The sequence below is a fragment of the Caballeronia sp. LZ065 genome, assembly GCF_031450975.1.
Lineage (GTDB): Bacteria > Pseudomonadota > Gammaproteobacteria > Burkholderiales > Burkholderiaceae > Caballeronia.
The window spans coordinates 1,409,009-1,427,587 of the sequence record NZ_JARUXV010000001.1; the positions used below are offsets into that span (position 1 = coordinate 1,409,009).

General features: G+C 63.4%; 20 protein-coding genes. 7 read left to right on the forward strand and 13 right to left on the reverse strand.

Annotation, left to right across the window (positions count from 1 at the left end; genetic code table 11):
- Positions 1 to 109 precede the first annotated feature (109 nt).
- Positions 110 to 1,309 (reverse strand): amino acid aminotransferase, encoded by a 1,200-nt coding sequence (locus tag QCE63_RS06360; RefSeq protein WP_309831605.1) that lies wholly within the window; start codon positions 1,307 to 1,309, stop codon positions 110 to 112.
- Between the two features lie 456 nt (positions 1,310 to 1,765).
- Between QCE63_RS06360 and uvrB the strand changes: the two genes are divergently transcribed.
- From uvrB to QCE63_RS06390, 6 genes are all read left to right on the forward strand, one after another.
- On the forward strand, positions 1,766 to 3,862 hold the full coding sequence (uvrB, locus tag QCE63_RS06365; RefSeq protein WP_309831607.1) for an excinuclease ABC subunit UvrB: 2,097 nt from the start codon (positions 1,766 to 1,768) through the stop codon (positions 3,860 to 3,862).
- A gap of 360 nt (positions 3,863 to 4,222) precedes the next feature.
- On the forward strand, positions 4,223 to 4,768 hold the full coding sequence (locus QCE63_RS06370; protein WP_309831609.1) for an iron transporter: 546 nt from the start codon (positions 4,223 to 4,225) through the stop codon (positions 4,766 to 4,768).
- Between the two features lie 55 nt (positions 4,769 to 4,823).
- Positions 4,824 to 5,168: a cupredoxin domain-containing protein gene (locus tag QCE63_RS06375; RefSeq protein WP_309831611.1), complete on the forward strand. Its 345-nt coding sequence runs from the start codon at positions 4,824 to 4,826 to the stop codon at positions 5,166 to 5,168.
- 66 nt (positions 5,169 to 5,234) lie between these two features.
- A complete protein-coding gene (locus QCE63_RS06380; RefSeq protein WP_309831612.1) occupies positions 5,235 to 6,086 on the forward strand; it encodes an FTR1 family protein in 852 nt (283 codons plus the stop codon).
- Positions 6,083 to 7,486 carry a 4Fe-4S binding protein gene (locus QCE63_RS06385; protein ID WP_309831614.1) on the forward strand — a complete coding sequence of 468 codons (1,404 nt, stop codon included), beginning with the start codon at positions 6,083 to 6,085 and terminating at the stop codon, positions 7,484 to 7,486. The genes QCE63_RS06380 and QCE63_RS06385 overlap by 4 nt, the downstream gene beginning before the upstream one ends.
- Positions 7,487 to 7,523: 37 nt before the next feature.
- A complete protein-coding gene (locus QCE63_RS06390) occupies positions 7,524 to 7,937 on the forward strand; it encodes a heme-binding protein (protein ID WP_309831616.1) in 414 nt (137 codons plus the stop codon).
- 265 nt (positions 7,938 to 8,202) lie between these two features.
- On the opposite strand, the gene hemP is transcribed toward QCE63_RS06390, so the two are convergent.
- From hemP to QCE63_RS06410, 4 genes are all read right to left on the reverse strand, one after another.
- Positions 8,203 to 8,451: a hemin uptake protein HemP gene (gene hemP / locus QCE63_RS06395; protein WP_309831617.1), complete on the reverse strand. Its 249-nt coding sequence runs from the start codon at positions 8,449 to 8,451 to the stop codon at positions 8,203 to 8,205.
- Between the two features lie 147 nt (positions 8,452 to 8,598).
- Positions 8,599 to 9,087: an SRPBCC family protein gene (locus tag QCE63_RS06400; RefSeq protein WP_309831619.1), complete on the reverse strand. Its 489-nt coding sequence runs from the start codon at positions 9,085 to 9,087 to the stop codon at positions 8,599 to 8,601.
- 39 nt (positions 9,088 to 9,126) lie between these two features.
- Complete coding sequence (locus tag QCE63_RS06405; protein ID WP_309831622.1) at positions 9,127 to 9,522, reverse strand: OsmC family protein; 396 nt, start codon at positions 9,520 to 9,522, stop codon at positions 9,127 to 9,129.
- A 145-nt stretch (positions 9,523 to 9,667) separates the two neighbouring features.
- Entirely contained in the window at positions 9,668 to 10,540 is an 873-nt protein-coding gene (locus tag QCE63_RS06410; protein ID WP_309831623.1) for a pirin family protein, read from the reverse strand.
- Between the two features lie 169 nt (positions 10,541 to 10,709).
- Here QCE63_RS06410 and QCE63_RS06415 point away from each other — a divergent pair, with 169 nt between their 5' ends.
- A complete protein-coding gene (locus QCE63_RS06415; RefSeq protein WP_309831625.1) occupies positions 10,710 to 11,672 on the forward strand; it encodes a LysR family transcriptional regulator in 963 nt (320 codons plus the stop codon).
- Positions 11,673 to 12,014: 342 nt separating this feature from the next.
- On the opposite strand, the gene QCE63_RS06420 is transcribed toward QCE63_RS06415, so the two are convergent.
- The 8 genes from QCE63_RS06420 to QCE63_RS06455 all read right to left on the reverse strand — a co-directional run bounded on the left by QCE63_RS06420 (position 12,015) and on the right by QCE63_RS06455 (position 18,516).
- Complete coding sequence (locus QCE63_RS06420) at positions 12,015 to 12,437, reverse strand: biopolymer transporter ExbD (protein WP_309831627.1); 423 nt, start codon at positions 12,435 to 12,437, stop codon at positions 12,015 to 12,017.
- 18 nt (positions 12,438 to 12,455) lie between these two features.
- Positions 12,456 to 13,202 (reverse strand): MotA/TolQ/ExbB proton channel family protein, encoded by a 747-nt coding sequence (locus tag QCE63_RS06425; RefSeq protein WP_309831629.1) that lies wholly within the window; start codon positions 13,200 to 13,202, stop codon positions 12,456 to 12,458.
- A 29-nt stretch (positions 13,203 to 13,231) separates the two neighbouring features.
- The gene (locus QCE63_RS06430) at positions 13,232 to 13,963 is read right to left on the reverse strand and encodes a TonB family protein (RefSeq protein WP_309831631.1); all 732 of its coding nucleotides are present in this window, start codon (positions 13,961 to 13,963) and stop codon (positions 13,232 to 13,234) included.
- A gap of 369 nt (positions 13,964 to 14,332) precedes the next feature.
- Positions 14,333 to 14,569 carry a (2Fe-2S)-binding protein gene (locus QCE63_RS06435; RefSeq protein WP_309831634.1) on the reverse strand — a complete coding sequence of 79 codons (237 nt, stop codon included), beginning with the start codon at positions 14,567 to 14,569 and terminating at the stop codon, positions 14,333 to 14,335.
- 175 nt (positions 14,570 to 14,744) lie between these two features.
- Positions 14,745 to 15,629, reverse strand: a complete 885-nt coding sequence (gene murI, locus QCE63_RS06440) for a glutamate racemase (protein ID WP_309831636.1) — start codon at positions 15,627 to 15,629, stop codon at positions 14,745 to 14,747.
- Positions 15,630 to 15,642: 13 nt separating this feature from the next.
- On the reverse strand, positions 15,643 to 16,119 hold the full coding sequence (gene bfr, locus QCE63_RS06445) for a bacterioferritin (RefSeq protein WP_309831638.1): 477 nt from the start codon (positions 16,117 to 16,119) through the stop codon (positions 15,643 to 15,645).
- 220 nt (positions 16,120 to 16,339) lie between these two features.
- A complete protein-coding gene (locus QCE63_RS06450) occupies positions 16,340 to 17,863 on the reverse strand; it encodes a fumarate hydratase (RefSeq protein WP_309831640.1) in 1,524 nt (507 codons plus the stop codon).
- A gap of 65 nt (positions 17,864 to 17,928) precedes the next feature.
- Positions 17,929 to 18,516, reverse strand: a complete 588-nt coding sequence (locus QCE63_RS06455; protein ID WP_309831642.1) for a TIGR00645 family protein — start codon at positions 18,514 to 18,516, stop codon at positions 17,929 to 17,931.
- Positions 18,517 to 18,579: the final 63 nt, after the last annotated feature.

The window sequence follows — 18,579 nt, forward strand, 5'->3', positions numbered from 1 at the left end:
GCTGCCGCGCGCGACGGCGCCGGGCTAAAAAAATGGCGCCCCCGCGTTCCCCGCTGGCCGCATTTACTTCGGCCGGCCGCCCGGGCGGCCGGACGTCCACGAAACAGTCTTACTTCAGCACGGCGGCCACGGCGGTCGCGACGGCATCGAGATTGCGCGTGTTCAGCGCGGCCACGCAGATGCGGCCGGTGCTGACGGCATAGATGCCGAACTCTTCGCGCAGGCGGTCGACTTGCGCGGACGTCAGGCCCGAGTACGAGAACATGCCGCGCTGCTGATTGACGAACGAGAAGTCGCGGTCGACGCCGCTCGCCTTCAGGCGCTCGACGAGACCGTTACGCATTGCGCGGATGCGGTCGCGCATTTCGCCCAGTTCCTGTTCCCAGGTCGCGCGCAGTTCCGGCGACGCCAGCACGGCCGCGACGATCGAGCCGCCGTGCGTGGGCGGGTTCGAGTAGTTGGTGCGGATCACGCGCTTCAGTTGCGAGAGCACGCGCGCCGACTCTTCCCTGCTGGTCGTGATGATCGACAGCGCCCCGACGCGCTCGCCATACAGCGAGAACGACTTCGAGAACGACGACGACACGAACACATTCAGTTCGGAGGCTGCAAACAGACGCACGGCGGCCGAGTCGGCCTCGATGTTCTCCGCGAAGCCCTGATACGCCATGTCGAGGAAGGGCACCAGCTCGCGCGCCTTCACGACCTCGACGATCTGCTTCCACTGCGCGTCCGAGAGGTCCACGCCCGTCGGGTTGTGGCAGCACGCGTGCAGCACGACCACGGTGCCCGCCGCGTAGCTGTTCAGCGCGGCCAGCATGGCGTCGAAATTCACGCCGTGCGTGGCGGCTTCGTAGTACGGGTAGTTGACGACGTCGAAGCCGGCGCCTTCGAACAGCGCGCGATGGTTTTCCCAGCTCGGATCGCTGATCGCGACCTTGGCGTTCGGGTTCAGGCGCTTCAGGAAGTCCGCGCCGATCTTCAGCGCGCCCGTGCCGCCCAGCGCCTGCGCCGTGACGACGCGGCCCGCGGCGATCAGCGGCGAGTTCTGGCCGAGCAGCAGCGCCTGCACGGCGGCGTCATAGGCGGCGATGCCGTCGATCGGCAGATAACCGCGCGGCAGGGCGGCATCGACGCGTGCTTTTTCGGCTTCGCGCACGGCGCGCAGCAGCGGAATCTTGCCTTCCTCGTTGGTGTAGACACCGACGCCCAGATTGACTTTGGTGGCGCGCGTGTCGGCGTTGAAGGCTTCGTTGAGGCCCAGGATGGGGTCGCGGGGAGCGAGTTCGACGGCAGAGAAAAGAGACATGATCTATCGGCAGTGAGAAAAAGACGGTGCGGCGGAGTGGCGCCCGAAAGGCAGCGAGCGCGAAACTGGCGCGAAGCCAGCCCGGAACGGGGACAATGCCCGCGTGGCGTCTTCGGCGGTCCCTGCAGCGCGGCATGCTGCGCCGCTGTGAGAAATGTCCGTTGCCCGCCGTCGAGCACAGTCGCACATTGTAGCGAATCCGGCCCGGCTTTTTCGCCGTCGCCTGGCCGACAGCCTGTGTTTTTCGTGACAGGTCATTTAGACCGATGCCGCGCATGCCGTCAAAAAGGGCCGCAAGAAGGGCGCTTGAGATCGGCTGTGCGGGCCCAATCTGCTTCGGACCCAAGCGCCGCGCCGTGCGTCCCGACCGCCGCGCGCTCCCATCCGCCGGGCCGCGCGTGTTTTCGGCAGCCGCTAGAATAAGTGTTTGCTCCGGCGACGACGCATCGAATCTCCATGTCCGACACTCTCATCGACTCTCCCGAAGCACTGGACGAATCGAAGTTCGTCACTTTCGACGGCTCGCCGTTCCAGCTCTATCAGCCGTATCAGCCCGCGGGCGACCAGCCTGATGCCATCGCCAAGCTCGTCGAAGGCATCGAGGACGGCCTCTCGTTCCAGACGCTGCTCGGCGTGACCGGTTCCGGCAAAACCTTCACGATGGCCAACGTGATCGCCCGCATGGGCCGTCCGGCTATCGTGTTCGCGCCGAACAAGACGCTCGCCGCGCAGCTCTACGCCGAGTTCCGCGAATTCTTCCCGCGCAATGCCGTCGAGTACTTCGTCTCGTACTACGACTACTACCAGCCGGAAGCGTACGTGCCGCAGCGTGACCTGTTCATCGAGAAGGATTCGTCGATCAACGACCACATCGAGCAGATGCGGCTCTCCGCCACCAAGAGCCTGCTCGAACGGCGCGACGTGGTGATCGTGGCCACCGTGTCGGCGATCTACGGTATCGGCAATCCGTCCGAATACCATCGCATGATCCTGACGCTGCGCACCGGCGACAAGCTCGGCCAGCGCGACATCATCGCGCGCCTGATCGCGATGCAGTACACGCGCAACGAAGCCGATTTCTCGCGCGGCACCTTCCGCGTGCGCGGCGACACCATCGACATCTTTCCAGCGGAGCACGCGGAAATGGCCGTGCGCGTGGAACTGTTCGACGATGAAGTCGAAGCGATGCATCTGTTCGATCCGCTCACCGGCCGCGTGCGCAACAAGATTCCGCGCTTCACTGTGTATCCGTCGTCGCACTACGTGACGCCGCGCGACACCGTGATGCGCGCCGTCGAAGCCATCAAGAACGAACTGCGCGAGCGGCTCGAATTCTTCTATGACCAAGGCAAGCTGGTCGAGGCGCAGCGGCTGGAACAGCGCACCCGCTTCGACCTGGAGATGCTGCAGGAACTCGGCTTCTGCAAGGGCATCGAGAACTACTCGCGGCACTTCTCCGGCGCGATGCCCGGCGAACCGCCGCCGACGCTCGTCGACTACCTGCCGCCCGATGCGCTCATGCTGCTCGACGAATCGCACGTGCTGATCGGGCAGTTGAACGGCATGTACAACGGCGACCGCGCGCGCAAGGAGAATCTTGTCGACTACGGTTTCCGGCTGCCGTGCGCGCTCGACAACCGTCCGCTCAAGTTCAACGAGTTCGAGCGCAAGATGCGCCAGGCGGTGTTCGTTTCAGCCACGCCTGCCGATTACGAAAAGAGCAAGGCCGGGCAGGTGGCCGAGCAGCTGGTGCGCCCGACCGGTCTGGTCGATCCGCAAATCGAAGTGCGTCCCGCGCGTTCGCAGGTGGACGACGTGCTCTCCGAGATCAACGCGCGCGTCGCCGTGCACGAACGCGTGCTCGTCACCACGCTCACCAAGCGCATGGCCGAGCAACTGACCGAGTTCCTCGCCGATCACGGCGTGAAGGTGCGTTACCTGCACAGCGACATCGACACGGTGGAGCGCGTGGAAATCATCCGCGATCTGCGCCTCGGCACCTTCGACGTGCTGGTCGGCATCAACCTGCTGCGCGAAGGGCTGGACATTCCGGAAGTGTCGCTCGTCGCGATTCTCGACGCCGACAAGGAAGGTTTCCTGCGCGCCGAGCGCTCGCTGATCCAGACCATCGGCCGGGCGGCGCGCAATGTGAACGGCAAGGCGATTCTCTACGGCGACAACATGACGGACTCGATGAAGCGCGCCATCGACGAAACCGAGCGCCGCCGCGCCAAGCAGATCGCGCACAACCTGGCGATGGGCATCACGCCGCGCGGCGTGGAGAAACGCATCAAGGACATCATCGACGGCGTCTATAACGCCGACGATGCCCGCGCCGAACTGAAGGAAGCGCAGGCGCGCGCGAAGTTCGAGGACATGTCCGAGAAGCAGATTGCCAAGGAAATCAAGCGGCTCGAAAAGCAGATGATGGACCACGCCAAGAATCTCGAATTCGAGAAGGCGGCGCAGACCCGCGACCAATTGTCCCTTCTGCGGCAGCGCGTGTTCGGCGCGAATGTAGGCGACCATGTCGCCGGAACCGGCGATAAGTAAGGCTTATGTAAGTGATTTTCAAAGCTTAATTCAAAAGGCGCGGCGGCCCTGCGGGTCAGCCGCGTTTTTTTTGCGCGTCGCAAGCCCCGTCGATGCGGCGAAAAGCCTTGTCGGTACTGGGTTTGTAAGCCCGCTCAAATTGTTCCGGGTGTCGAACGATGCTAAACTTGGCAAACTTTGAGAATGGTTCGTATTAACGTTCACAAGTTGTGCTAGGGCTGCTCAGCGTGGACGTCGATTCGCCCATCTCCGGCAGAAACTTTCCATCCGTCCGGCGCATCGTTTCCGGATGTCCGGCTTGCCTTTCAGGCAGCAGGCGCGCGTGGCGCCCGCGCCGGTCGATAACAACAAGGAGTATCTATGGGTTCAACGTTGATGCGCGGCCTCGTGGCCGCCGCGGGCATTACGGCAATGATGGCGGCGTCGGCCGCGGAATATCCGATTGGCAAGCAGCATATCGAGGGCGGCATGGAAACGGGCGCCGTGTACCTCCAGCCGATCACGATGGCGCCGGAAGGCATGATGCGCAAGGCGTCGGATTCGGATATTCACCTCGAGGCGGACATCCACGCGGTCAAGAACAACCCGACCGGTTTCGCCGAAGGCGACTGGATGCCCTACCTCAACGTGACCTATGAGCTCAGCAAGGTGGGCACGACCCAGACCGTCAAGGGCGACCTGATGGCGATGGTCGCGAACGACGGCCCGCACTACGGCGACAACGTGAAGCTCTTCGGTCCGGGCAAGTACCACCTGAAGCTGCACATCGCGCCGCCGACGGAAACCGGCCACATGGCGTTCGGCCGTCACACGGACAAGGAAACCGGCGTGGGTCCGTGGTTCAAGCCGTTCACGATCGAATACGACTTCCCGTTCGCGGGCATCGGCAAGAAGGGCGGTTACTGATCGTCCGTGGCGCCCGGCATCCCGGACCGGGCGCGTACTTAATCAGGAAGTTCGCATGAAACTGACAAGCCAGATGGCGGCGATCGCGATGTCGCTGTGCGCCGCCGCTGCCGGGATGAACATGGCGCACGCCGTCGATCTGCCCACGTTCAAGCTCGAAATGAACGACGGCAAGCTGAATCCGGCGCGTATTGAAGTGCCGGCGGGGCAGCGTATCAAGATCGAGGTGCACAACATCGGCAAGGGCGCGGCCGAGTTCGAGAGCGTGCAGTTGCGCAAGGAAAAGGTGCTCGCGCCGGGCGCGGATTCGTTCGTCGTGATCGCGCCGCTGGATCCGGGCGAATACAAGTTTTTCGACGACTTTCATCAAAGCGCGCAGGGCGTGATCGTCGCCAAGTAATGGACGTGTCGCGCGCGAATGCATCGAGCGCGACCGGTTGAAGTGGAATGGCTGGAGGTTTGGGTTATGGGGCAGGTACTTTTTATTGTATGGCGTGAGAGCGTCGAGGCATTGCTCGTCGTCGGCATTCTGTACGCGTGGCTGAAGAACGGCGACCATCAGGCGCGCCGCGGCCTGCCTTATCTGTGGGCCGGCGTGGTCATCGGCCTGCTTGCGGCGGTGGCGCTGGGCGCCGCGCTGATCGGCTTCACCGAAGTGCTGTCGGGCGACGCGCAGGATTACTTCCAGACCGCGATGGTCCTGGTGGCGTGCGTGCTGATCGTGCAGATGGTGCTGTGGATGAAGCGCCACGGCCGCACGCTGAAGCGCGACATGGAGTCGTCGCTGCAGAAGAGCACGCAGGACGGACACTGGTGGAGCATCGCGCTGTTGGTCGCACTGGCCATTGCGCGCGAAGGTAGCGAGACGGCTGTGTTTCTGTATGGCGTCGGCTTCGGTCAGTCGGGGCACGTCGCCGCGTCACAATACGTGGCCATCATCCTGGGCTTCGGTCTTGCGTTGCTGACCTTCTACGTGCTGCAGCTCGGCGGCAAGATCTTCTCCTGGCGCGCCTTCTTCCGCGTCACTGAAATCATGCTGCTGTTCCTCGCGGCGGGTCTGTTCGAGACCGGAGTGGACAAGCTGATCGACATGGAAGTGCTGCCGGTCATCGTCAACCAGGTGTGGAACACCTCCGCGATCCTCGACGATTCCAGCACCTTCGGCTCGCTGGTCGCTACACTGACGGGCTATCGCGCGCATCCGGCCGGCATGAACCTGGTCGCGTACGCGGTGTACTGGATTGTCATTTATCTTCTGCTGCGCCGTTCGAATCATCAGATGGCGCAAAAACAAAAGGCGGCAAGCCGTCCAGCATGAGTTCTGTAATGCCCCAACCCGGTCGGCTCCAGCAAGCCGGCCAATGGATGCAACGTCACGGCAGCGCGATCCGCATGATTCAGTGGGTCGTGGTTGCCGTGTACGCGCTTCTGATCATCGTTCCCGCCGTGATGCCGCTGCCCGATGGCTCCGCGCATCTGTGGAACAACCTGACGCTCGCCGCACAATTCGTGTTCTGGGGCATCTGGTGGCCGTTCGTGCTGCTGTCGATGGTGATGCTCGGACGCGTCTGGTGCGGCGTGCTGTGTCCCGAAGGCGCACTCACCGAATTCGCGAGCCGCTTTGGCCGCGGCTGGGCCATTCCGCGCTGGATGCGCTGGGGCGGCTGGCCGTTCGTCGCGTTCGGCCTGACGACGATCTACGGCCAGATGGTCAGCGTCTATCAATATCCGAAGGCCGTGCTGCTGGTGCTCGGCGGCTCGACCGTCGGGGCGATGATCATCGGCGTGCTGTATGGCCGCGAGAAGCGCGTGTGGTGCAAGTACCTGTGTCCGGTGAACGGCGTGTTCACGCTGCTCGCACGGCTCGCACCGTTCCACTTCAAGGTCAGCGAGGACGCGTGGCGCCGCTCGTACAAGCAGGGCGAGCATGGCCATCGCGTGATTCCGATCAACTGCGCGCCGCTCGTGCCCTTGCGCAACATGAAAGGCGCCGCCGATTGCCACATGTGCGGCCGCTGCAGCGGTCATCGTGATGCCATTGCGCTCACGTGGCGCTCGCCGGCCGACGAAGTCGTGAAGCTCGGCGACAAGGCCGCGAACCCGTGGGACACGGCGCTCATTCTGTATGGGCTGCTGGGCATCGCAATCGGCGCGTTTCATTGGACCGTCAGCACGTGGTTCGTCGATCTGAAGCAGTTCTTCGCCGGCTGGTTGATCGACCACAATATTCTCTGGCCGCTCGACACCACCGCGCCGTGGTTCCTGTTCACGCATTACCCCGAGCAGAACGACGTCTTCTCCTGGCTCGACGGCACGATGGTGATCGGCTATATCGTCGTGACGGGGCTCGTATACGGCACCGTGCTGCTCGCGCTGCTCGCGGCGGGCGCGCGCATGCTCGGCAAGATGAGCGCGACGCGCCTGCATCACCTGACGCTCGCGCTGATTCCGCTGGCGGGCTGCGGCGTGTTCCTGGGCTTGTCGGCGACAACGGTATCGCTGCTGCGCGCCGAGCATCTGCCGCTCTGGTGGGTGACGGATCTGCGCCTCACGTTGCTGTTCATCGCGAATGCATGGAGCGCGTGGCTCGCGTGGCGCGTGACGGGGCGCTATGCCACGACGCTTGTTCCGCGCGTCCTCGCGATGGTATGGTTTGTCGCTGCGCTGGCCGTAGCGGACAGCGCGTGGTACCTGATGTTCTGGGGCTTCAGCCGATAAACCGTCCACGCCGTGACCGACGGCCGCGAGAACGCACGTGAGAACCAAACCCGTACTGACCGACGACGACATCAAGTCCATGGCCGCCGCCGCCGAGGCGCACGCGCAGGCTCACCACTGGAACGTGACCATTGCGATCGTCGACGATGGCGGGCATCTGCTGCATCTGCATCGGCTGGAAGGAGCGGGGGCGAGCACTGTCGAGATGGCGACGGGCAAGGCCCGCACCGCCGTGCTCGGCCGTCGTGAGACGAAGGTCTACGAAGACACCATCAAGCAGGGCCGCACGGCCTTTCTCAGCGCGCCGATGACCGCGATGCTCGAAGGCGGCGTGCCGATCTTCGTGGGCACGGACATCGTGGGCGCGGTGGGCGTATCGGGCGTGAAGTCGGAGCAGGATGCGCAGATCGCCAAGGCGGGCATCGCTGCGCTGGGTATCGAGAACGTCTGACGTTTTTCACGAAAGACAAAACGGCACGCCTTCGGGAAGAAGGGCGTGCCGTTCGATGGATCATCATTGCGCTGGCCTGATCGAGTGGACCATCACGCAAACGCGCGGGAACCAAAAAAAGCGGCTTCGCTTGCTATCGACGACTGGCTGGTGTTTGCACGAAGGGGTCTAAATTCTCGCGTGCAAGTCGTCCTCGCTGGCTAAGGCCAAACACCTCTTGGAGAGGTGGTCCCCACAATACACAGTGCTACTGCTGTTCTTTCGGCTACTTCGTCAGGATCAGCTTGCCCAGACGAGTTGCGCGCAACTGGTAGGTCTCCCCGTTATGCAGGATGCTGACATGACTGCGTCCCTGCAACAGCGCTTCGCTTTTCAGCGACCGCTCGCCCGGGCTTTCCGCGGCGTGGGCGACGTGAACGGTAGTCACGGTGGTCGCTCTCGGGCGGGTAATCGCGGCGTCGCGAACAGCCGGGCGGCGCAGCCTGAGCGTGGAAGATCGCAGCGGGTCGGTCATGTCGGAAGAGTGCGGTCGTTGATTCGATGGGTCTATAGTAAATGATAACTATTCCTATTTGCAAATAGACTTTCTGATCGAAGCGCAATTTCCGATAGCCAGGCTCGATGCAGCGGCGAAGCATTCGCCGCCGCGTCTCGACGAAGCTTAGTGCAGCGGTTTGTCGTCGTTCCGGCCGTGCGCGAACTGGCGGATCAGATGCACGGTGTCGATGTCCGACTCGCGATACGCCGACTTCACGATTTCCTGCGTTTGCCGTTCGTCGGGCGTCGGGTTGGCTTGCTCCGGCAGCGTCGTGCTGTAGGTGAAGCGCAAGAAGAGCTGTTGCGCGTCAGGCTCCTCGATCGCCATCGTCAGCGAGCCGCCCACGTATTCGGCTGTCGGCAGGATGTCGTAGCGCACGCTGGACTGCGGGTGGAGCGTCACGCGATCGCGCACAACGGCCTGGCCGTAGTGCAGCTCGCGCTCCATGCTGTCGCCGTCGCGCGAGAGGATGTCGCAGCGGTCCAGTCCCAGCACGAACAACTGCGGCTGCTCGGCGCGCAGGACGAGACCTTCCCACAATTGCTCGCGTGTCAGCGACTGGACGAGCGGATTCTGCGGATCGTTGATCTGGATGAGATGTTCGAAATTCAAAACGACGTTTCCTTGAACGTTCAGTGTGCCCGCGACGCGTTACGGCGCCAGTGCGGAATCGATGTTGATCGGACCGGACAGAACCTTGTGAATGGGGCACGCATTGGCAATTTGCAAGAGACGTTCCCGCTGTTCCTCGCTGAGCGGGCCCGTCAGCGCGATCCGGCGATCGATACGCGTGCCCGCCGCGGTGCTCTCTATCGACAGTTCCACATGCACTGCCTCGAGCGGCCATTCCTTGCGCTTCGCGTACATCTTCAGCGTGATCGACGTGCAGGCGCCGAGGCTGCCGAGCAAGAGCGAGTGCGGGTCCGGACCCGTGTCGCCGCCGCCGAGGCCGATGGGTTCGTCGGCGTTCCAGTCGTGCGAGCCGTCCGCGAGGCGGACGTGGAAATCGGTAGCGCCGATGTCGGCGGTCACGACGGGGTGAGCCATCCGCTGCTCCTCGGGTGTTTCGGTAAAGTGAAATTGCGCCAAAGAAAACGGCGCGGAACGAACGGCCATTGTGACGCAATGCGTCCGTTCATGCCGCGCCGGAGTCGCTGAAAATCAGCGCCCTTGCATGTTCACCGCTGAATGATCAATGCGCGATCGCGCCCATCCGGCCCGCCTGATAATCGATCACGGCCTGGCGGATCTCCTCCTCGGTGTTCATCACGAACGGACCGTAGCGCACGACTGGCTCCTTGAGCGGCACACCGCCGATCAGCAGCAGTTCCACGGGCTCGTCGCCGGCGGCGAGCGAGACCGTATCGCTGTCGTCGCGGAAAATCACCATCTGCTGGGCGCGCACCGGCTGGCTCTGCGGGCCGTACAGCGCCGTGCCCGACAGCGGATACGCGAACACGCGGAACTCGCGCGGCACGTTCAGCGAGATCGTCGCGCCCGGCTGCAGCGAGACGTGCTGGTACAGGATCGGCGTGCGCGTTTCGATCGCCGCCTTCACACCAAGCGCCTCGCCGGCGATGACCTTCACGCGGACCTTGCCGTCCTCGCTCGTCGCGACCGGAATGCGCGCCGACGGAATCTCCTGGTAATGCGGCGCGACCATCTTGTCGCGCCGCGGCAGGTTCACCCACAGTTGCAGGCCATGCACACGCCCGCCTCGCTGGGTGAAGGCCTCGGCGGGAATCTCGCTGTGCACGACGCCCGCGCCGGCGGTCATCCATTGCACGTCGCCGGGCAGCAGCGTGCCGGAATGACCCGCCGAGTCCTTGTGGCCGAACTCGCCTTCGAGCATGTACGTGACGGTCTCGAAGCCGCGATGCGGATGATCCGGCGCGCCCTTGGCTTCGCCGGGCGCGTAATCGACGGGGCCCATTTCGTCGAGCAGCAGGAACGGGTCGAAGTCCATCAAAAGACGGGTCGGAAACGGGCGATGCACGACGAACCCGCCGCCTTCGACGGTGCGGGTCGCTGGAATGATGCGTTCGATGCTGCGGCTGACGGTCATGATGTCTCGCTTCGTGAATCCAGCGTTCAAAGGGGAATAGCGATATTTTTGAAACACAGAGCTATTATATGGGCCGCATTTCGCGTAAAAAGCCGCCTCGGCGCAATGGATTGTCCCGCTGGCGATAACGAACCACAGCAACGCGCCTTATCGAGTTTTCCGATCGACCATGAAAGTTGACTCGCACGACCTGAACGATCTGATGTATTTCTCGCATGTCGTCGAGCACGGCGGTTTCTCCGCGGCGGAACGCGTGCTCGGCATTTCGAAGTCGCGGCTGTCGCGCCGCGTCTCGGAACTCGAAGCCTCGCTCGGCGTGCGCTTGCTGCAGCGCTCCACGCGCAAGCTGGCGCTGACGGAGGCGGGCCAGCTGTTCTACCAGCATTGCCAGGCGATGCTGGCCGAAGCGCAGGCGGCGGTGAATGTCGTGCAGAGCCTGCGCGATTCGCCGCGCGGCACGGTGCGCGTGAGCGTGCCAGTGACCATCGCGCAGACGTTTCTGTCCGCCGTGATGCCGGACTTCATGCATCGCTTTCCGGAAGTGCGGGTCGTGCTGCGCGTGACGAATCGCGTGGTGGACCTGTTCGAAGATGCGATCGACGTCGCGTTGCGCGTGCGCTCCGAGCCGCCGGCGAGTTCGAATGTGGTCGCGCGGCCGCTTTGGCGCACGGAGCAGATGCTGGTGGCGGCGCCGTCGCTGTTGAAGTCGAACGCCCCGCCGATGACGCCCGCCGAACTCGCGCAATACGACACGCTCGACACGCCCTCCGCGGACGGCCGCCATGTCTACCGGCTGATCGCGCCGGACGGCACGCGTCACGAGTTCGAGCACGAGCCGCGTCTGGTGACGGCAGACCTGTCGATGATCCGCGAGGCCGTGATGCGCGGCGTCGGCATCGCTGCGCTACCCGAGATGATGTACGGCGCGCCGCTGCGCACGGGGCAACTGTCGCCGGTCATGCCGGGCTGGACCTTTCCGTCGCCGCAACTTTACGCGGTGTTTTTGTCGCGACAAGGCATGGTCCCTGCAGTGCGCGCGTTCGTCGATTTTCTGGTTGAGTCGATCGGCAGCGGACAGCACTTCCCTGGAGAATGTCCTGTTCATGAACGGCCGGAACGAGAAACAGTTTGAACGCAATTGCGTGCGTCATTGATTTGAGGCGGGGCAGTGCGGGTGAGCGATGGTCAGATTCAATTGATGCCTGCAAGAGGCGGCAGTATATTGAAACCTCTTTCGCTAAGGAGCTCCTATGCGAAAACTCACGGCTGCTCTGATAGTTAGCCTGATAGGGTTGATTGCACTGTCCGTGTCGACCACGGCTGCTGCATGTGACGGGACTTCTGGTTCTGGCTATACGAACCCAAAGTGACCGCCTCGCCCGAATGCGCCGAGCGCGCACAAAAAAAGGCCTTCATCTGACGATGAAGGCCTTTTACTTTGCAGCGTCCGAAAGTTCGAAAGGGCGCGCTTGCGTTACTTGCCGGTCTTCTGCTCGGTGACGAAGCCGATCTTGGTCAGCCCGCCCGCCTGCGCCGCCGACATCAGATCCGCCACTTTCTCGTACGCAACCTTGCGGTCCGCGCGCAACTGGATTTCCGGCTGCGGCGTCTGCAGCGCCGCCTGCGCGATGCGCGCGTTGAGCGTCGCTTCGTCGACCGGCTGCTCGTCCCACAGCGTGGTGCCGTCGGCCTGAATCGCGATGTTCACGTGCGCGGGCTTCTCGTCCTGCGGCTGGCTGCTTGCATGCGGCAGGTCGATCTTCACCGCGTGATGCATCGCGGGAATCGTCACCAGGAAGATGATCAGCAAAACCAGCATGACGTCGACGAGCGGCGTCATGTTGATCTCGCTCATCATGCCGTCATCTTCATCGCCGGCAAAGGGGCTCATGGCCATGATGCGAACCTCCCGGACTTACGACGCGCGCGTCGCGAGACGCAGGCTGTCGGACGTGGCGTTCGTCGCGCGCTTGGTCGACGAGAGCTTCGTGCCCGTGACGAAGAACGCGTGCAGGCCGTGCGCAAAGCGGTTCAGCTTCGTGACGATGCCCTTGTTCGCGCGCGTCAGGGCGTTGTAGCCCAGCACCGCGGGAATCGCGACGAACAGGCCGAACGCGGTCATGATGAGCGATTCGCCGACCGGGCCCGCGACCTGATCGATCGACGTCTGGCCGGTCGCGCCGATGGTCAGCAGCGCGTGATAGATCCCCCACACCGTGCCGAACAGGCCGACGAACGGCGAAGTGGAACCGATGGACGCGAGCACCGCGAGGCCCGACTGCATGCGGCCGACGCCTTCATCCATCACGTCCTTCAGGCAGCGCGTGATCCAGTCCGACACGTCCATGCGGTCGTGCAGATGCGGTTGCGTCTGGTGATGATGTTCCGCCGCTTCCTGGCCGGCGAGGGCGAGGGCGAGGAACGGGTTGTCGGCCGGGCTCGACGACTGGCTGCCGAGCTTCTTGATGCCGTCGTTGAAATCGTCGGAGTGCCAGAAGGCCTGTTCGGCGTTCTTGGTCAGGCGCTTCAGGCGCACGACATTCCATGCCTTCACGATGATGACGGTCCACGACAGCACCGACATGATGACCAGCGCGAGCGCGATGCCTCGCGTCACGAAGTCGCCTTGCGCCCAGACGTGCGCGATCCCGTAGTTTTGCATTGCTTTTTCCTTGTATCTAAAAAAACTGGTCAGTCGCTGAGACTGAATACGAATGGCACGGTGGCGGTAGCGCGGATCGCTTCGCCATTTTCCTTGTACGGGCTGCACGCGCTGCTGCGTACTGCCGCGAGCGCGGCGTCATCCAGCCGCGACGAGCCGCTGCTTTTCTGCAGCGTGATGTTCTCGATCTTTCCCGACACGCCGACCGTCAGCCGCACGGTCGCCGTGCCGGTTTCGCCGCGGCGCTTGGCCATGGCCGGGTAATCCGGCTGGGCGATATTGCAGCTCAGCCGCGCGACGTTTTTCGGCGCGGCGAGATCCATGCTCGGCTTGCCGATGGCGGGCGCGGTGGGCGGCGGGGTCGGTTGCGCTGGCGCGGGCGGGGTGGGATCCGGTGCGGGAGCGGCGATCTGCGACGGCGCCTCGGTGACGGGCATCGGCGTGGGCTTCGGCTCGATCCTCGGCTTGACCTTGGGCTTGGGCAGCGGCTTCGGGACGGGCTTCGGAAGCGGCTTGGGCGGCGGCGGCGTTTCGACCGCGACCGGCTGCGGCGCGGGCTGCGGCGTCTCGCTGATGAGCTGCGCGGTGATCGACTTGGCTTCGATGGGTCGCGGCGGCGGCTCGTTGTGCATCGTCATCGCGACGCCGAGCAGGACTGCATGAAGCACGACGACAGCGGCGCACGCGGCAATCACGCGCGGACTGGCGCTCGATGCCGGCGCCGTCTGGAAAGCGGCGGGAGTGGTGGTCGGGGACTGCATTCTTATTGGCTACTTTGAGTGCTGCTTGTGGTGCAGTGTGAATGGATGCCGATCATGCCGCGGATTCGTTTCAGCTTGAAGTCCAGCAACGGTGCGGATCCGGCGCAACGGGGAAACGTACAACCAGGCGACGTCATTTTCGAAAGATCAGCAATGAAATAAACAGGGTGGCCACGAAACCGATCAGCAATTCCATCGTTCCCTCCAGGGGTGGGGTTGCTCGGGGAGGTGCTTGGCTAGCTGGAAGGGACCGGATGTTCGAGGGTAACCTGGCTTGCTGGAGGCGGTCCGGAAACCGGACCGCGAGACTGAAACAATGATCCTGCAGGCGCCGCCCCAGAGGCGCGACGCCGAAACCTGCGGCCGACTTCAGGCCGCCTTGCGCTCGTAAAACGTCAGCGGCGCCACATGCTCGCGCGCCTCGACGCCACACCGCGAGGCGCACACGCCGCTCTGTGCCATCACGTCGCGAACGCTCTCCTCGCACTTGCCGCAGCACATTGCCACGCCGAGTTCAAACTGGAGTTCGTCGAAGGTGTCCACACCCTCGGCGATGGATGCTCGGATCTTGCGGTCGGACACTGATTTGCAGACACAGACAATCATGATCGTTCGCGATAGCTTGCGTTAATGCGAATTATTATCATTCTACTTGCGCATCAATGCAAGCGGGCCTCTGTGTTTTTTGTAACAGAGCAGGCAAGTTAGCAGATTTGTTGCTAGCAGCCAGAGCTGGCGCGGCAAAGCGCGCGCCGGAAACCATACGGCGGGCGAGAAACCCTCACGCGATGTCGGGTTCGGCAAGCCGTGGGAGGCCGGAGGGGATGCTGACATGCTCGACGGGCGCGTCGAGCCTGAGGAGGGCGGCGGCGAGCTGGCGCTGAGATTCGCCGTCCGCCGTCGAGTAGAAGCGTGGCAAAAGATCAGCCGATCCAGCGTCCGAGCGGTGCGCGTGGGTATCGAGCAGACGTTCGAGCTGCCGGGCGATAGCCACGCTTGTGTCCACGATGTGCAGGCGCTCGCCCGCAATCGCGCGGATGGCGCCGTCCAGAAAAGGGTAGTGCGTGCAGCCGAGCACGAGCGTGTCGGCGCCGGCGTCCAGTATGGGGGACAGATAGCTTTCGAGCAACGCCATGAGCGCGGGCGACGACGTGTCGCCACGCTCCACCGCCTGCACCAGGCCATGCCCCGCCTGGCAGATGAAGCGGCAGTCGCCGGCGTAGCGGTCGAGCAGCGACTGGAACCGCGCCGAACGCAGCGTAACGGCCGTGGCCAGCACGCCGACGACGCGCGAGCGGGACACGCTCGCCGCGGGCTTTACGCCCGGCTCCACGCCGACCAGTGGAATGGACAGGCTCTCGCGCACCAGCGCGATGGATTGCGCGGTCGCGGTATTGCAGGCGACCACGAGCGCTTTCGCGCCCTGCGACACGAGCCATTCGCCGATGGCCAGCGTGCGTTCGCCGATGAACGCGTCGGTTTTTTCGCCGTAGGGCGCGTGCAGCGAGTCGGCGACGTAGATCAGATGCTCGTGCGGCAGGATGGCGCGCACGGCGCGCAGCACGGACAGCCCGCCCAGGCCGGAATCGAAAATGCCGACCGGCGCGCTCGCGTCCAGCGTGGCGCGTGAGGGCAGGTTGAGCGGGGATACTGCGCTGACGGGCATCGTGATGAACGTTTTACTCGTGATCGCCCATCATGGTTTGCTGGTAGTTCTGGATGCCGACCTTGTCGATCAGGTCCAGCTGCGTTTCCAACCAGTCGATGTGCTCTTCCGTGTCGTGCAGGATCTTTTCGAAGATCTCGCGCGAGACGAAGTCGCGCACGGATTCGCAATACGCGATGGCTTCCTTGCAGGTGGTTTGCGAAATCTGCTCGACCTTCAGGTCGCACTCGAGGATTTCCTTGGTTTCCTCGCCGATCAGCAGCTTGTGCAGGTCCTGCAGGTTCGGCAGTCCGTCGAGCATGAAGACGCGCTGGATGAGCCAGTCGGCGTGCTTCATTTCGCCGATCGATTCGTCGTACTCGTGCTTGTTGAGCTTTTCGAGGCCCCAATGCTGATACATCCGGGCGTGCAGGAAGTATTGATTGATCGCGGTCAGTTCGTTCTTCAACTGCGAGTTCAGATATTCGATGACTTTCGCGTCGCCTTGCATGGCTTGGAATCCTGTCTGTGATGTGGGGTTGTGGGAAAGATAAACCTTAGGCGTGACAAAGCCAAGGTTGAGTAGAAAATTTTTTTTCCAGACCGAACTGAGAATGAAAACCCTTCTCGATCAGTGCGGTGTCAAAGAAAAGAGCCGGGCGCGTGCCCGGCTCTTTCGCTGACTGATTGCCTGTCAGCTGACCACTGCGACAGGCAACCGTCGATCGACCTCAGACCGTGGCGACCGGAATCTTGCCGATCTTCGCTTGCCATTCGGCCGGCCCGGTCTTGTGGACCGACGTGCCGTTCGAATCGACCGCCACTGTCACCGGCATGTCCTGCACGTCGAACTCGTAGATGGCTTCCATGCCGAGGTCTTCGAACGCGAGCACCTTCGCCTCGCGAATTGCCTTGGACACGAGATACGCCGCGCCGCCGACTGCCATCAGGTACGCCGCCTTGTGCTTCTTGATCGACTCGATGGCGACCGGGCCGCGCTCGGCCTTGCCGATCATCGAGATCAGGCCGGTTTGTGCCAGCATCGTCTCGGTGAACTTGTCCATGCGCGTGGCCGTGGTCGGGCCTGCCGGGCCGACGGCTTCGTCGCGCACCGGATCGACCGGGCCCACGTAATAGATCACGCGGTTCGTGAAGTCGACCGGCAGCTTTTCACCGGCGGCCAGCATGTCGGCGATGCGCTTGTGGGCGGCGTCGCGTCCCGTGAGCATCTTGCCCGACAGCAGCAGCGTCTGGCCGGGCTTCCACGAGGCCACTTCCTCCGGCGTCAGCGTGTTCAAATCGACGCGCTGACTCGTCTCGGTGTTCGGCTGCCACGTCACGTCGGGCCACGCGTCGAGGGGCGGCGCTTCGAGCTTCGCGGCGCCGCTGCCGTCGAGCGTGAAGTGCGCGTGACGGGTCGCGGCGCAGTTCGGGATGATCGCGACGGGCTTCGAGGCCGCATGCGTCGGCGCGGCCATGATCTTCACGTCGAGCACGGTGGCGAGGCCGCCGAGACCCTGCGCGCCGATGCCGAGCGCATTCACCTTCTCATGCAACTCGACGCGCAGTTCCTCGATCCAGTCCTTCGGGCCGCGCGCGATGACATCCTGGATGTCGATGGGGTCCATCAGCGATTCCTTCGCCATGACCATCGCCTTCTCCGCGGTCCCGCCGATGCCGATCCCGAGCATGCCCGGCGGGCACCAGCCGGCGCCCATGGTCGGCACGGTCTTGATGATCCAGTCGACGATGGAATCGGACGGATTCAGCATCGCGAACTTCGACTTGTTCTCCGAGCCGCCGCCCTTGGCCGCGACCTGCACGTCGACCTTGTCGCCCGGCACGATCTCGTAGTGGATCACGGCCGGCGTGTTGTCCCTGGTGTTCTTGCGGCCGCCTTCGGGCGGCGAGACGATGGACGCGCGCAGCACGTTGTCCGGGTTCAGGTAACCGCGGCGCACGCCTTCGTTGATCATGTCGGTGACGGACATCGTCGCACCGTCCCAACGCACGTCCATGCCCACCTTCACGAACACCGTCACGATGCCGGTGTCCTGGCAGATCGGGCGCTTCCCTTCGGCGCACATGCGGCTGTTGGTGAGGATCTGCGCGATGGCGTCCTTCGCCGCCGGGCTTTCTTCCAGCTCGTAGGCGCGGCCGAGCGCCTGGATGTAGTCCAGCGGATGGTAGTAGCTGATGTACTGGAGGGAATCCGCAACGCTCTGGATCAGGTCTTCCTGTTTGATGACGGTCATGGCTCGAGGCTCTGGGGGGACGAAATTTTTTCTGGTGTGCGTTCAGGCGACGCTTCAGTTGACGCTCAGTCTGTTGCGCTGCGCGGCGGCGAGAAGGACTCGTCGTGAAAGTGCCGCGGATGCGTGTGCGTGGTCAGCTTGTCGACATACGCCATGATGAGCGCGGACAGCAGGAAGGCCATGTGGATGATCACTTGCCACAGCACGGTATGGAAGGTGTGCTGGTCCGGGTTGATGAAGGTCTTGAGCAGATGGATGGACGAGATGCTGATGAGCGCCATCGAGAGCTTGACCTTCAGCACGCCGGCGTTGACGTGGTCGAGCCATTCGGGTTCGTCGGGATGGCCCTCGACGCCCAGCCGCGACACGAAGGTCTCGTAGCCGCCGACGATCACCATGATGAGCAGGTTCGAGATCATCACCACGTCGATCAGGCCGAGCACGACGAGCATGATGTTGGTTTCGTCGAGCGTCATGGCGTGCGTGACGAGATGCCAGACTTCCTTCAGGAAGAGCACGACATACACGCCTTGCGCGACGATCAACCCGAGATAGAGCGGCACCTGCAACCAGCGGCTCATGAAGATGATTCTGGGGAGCGCCTTCATCGCGCCGGGCCGAGCGGAAGCGGGAGTGGGCTTGGGAGCGGACATGGGCGGCTTTTCAGTCGATGCGAAACGGACGGAGAGAACGGCGGCTGAACCCGAAAGCAATGC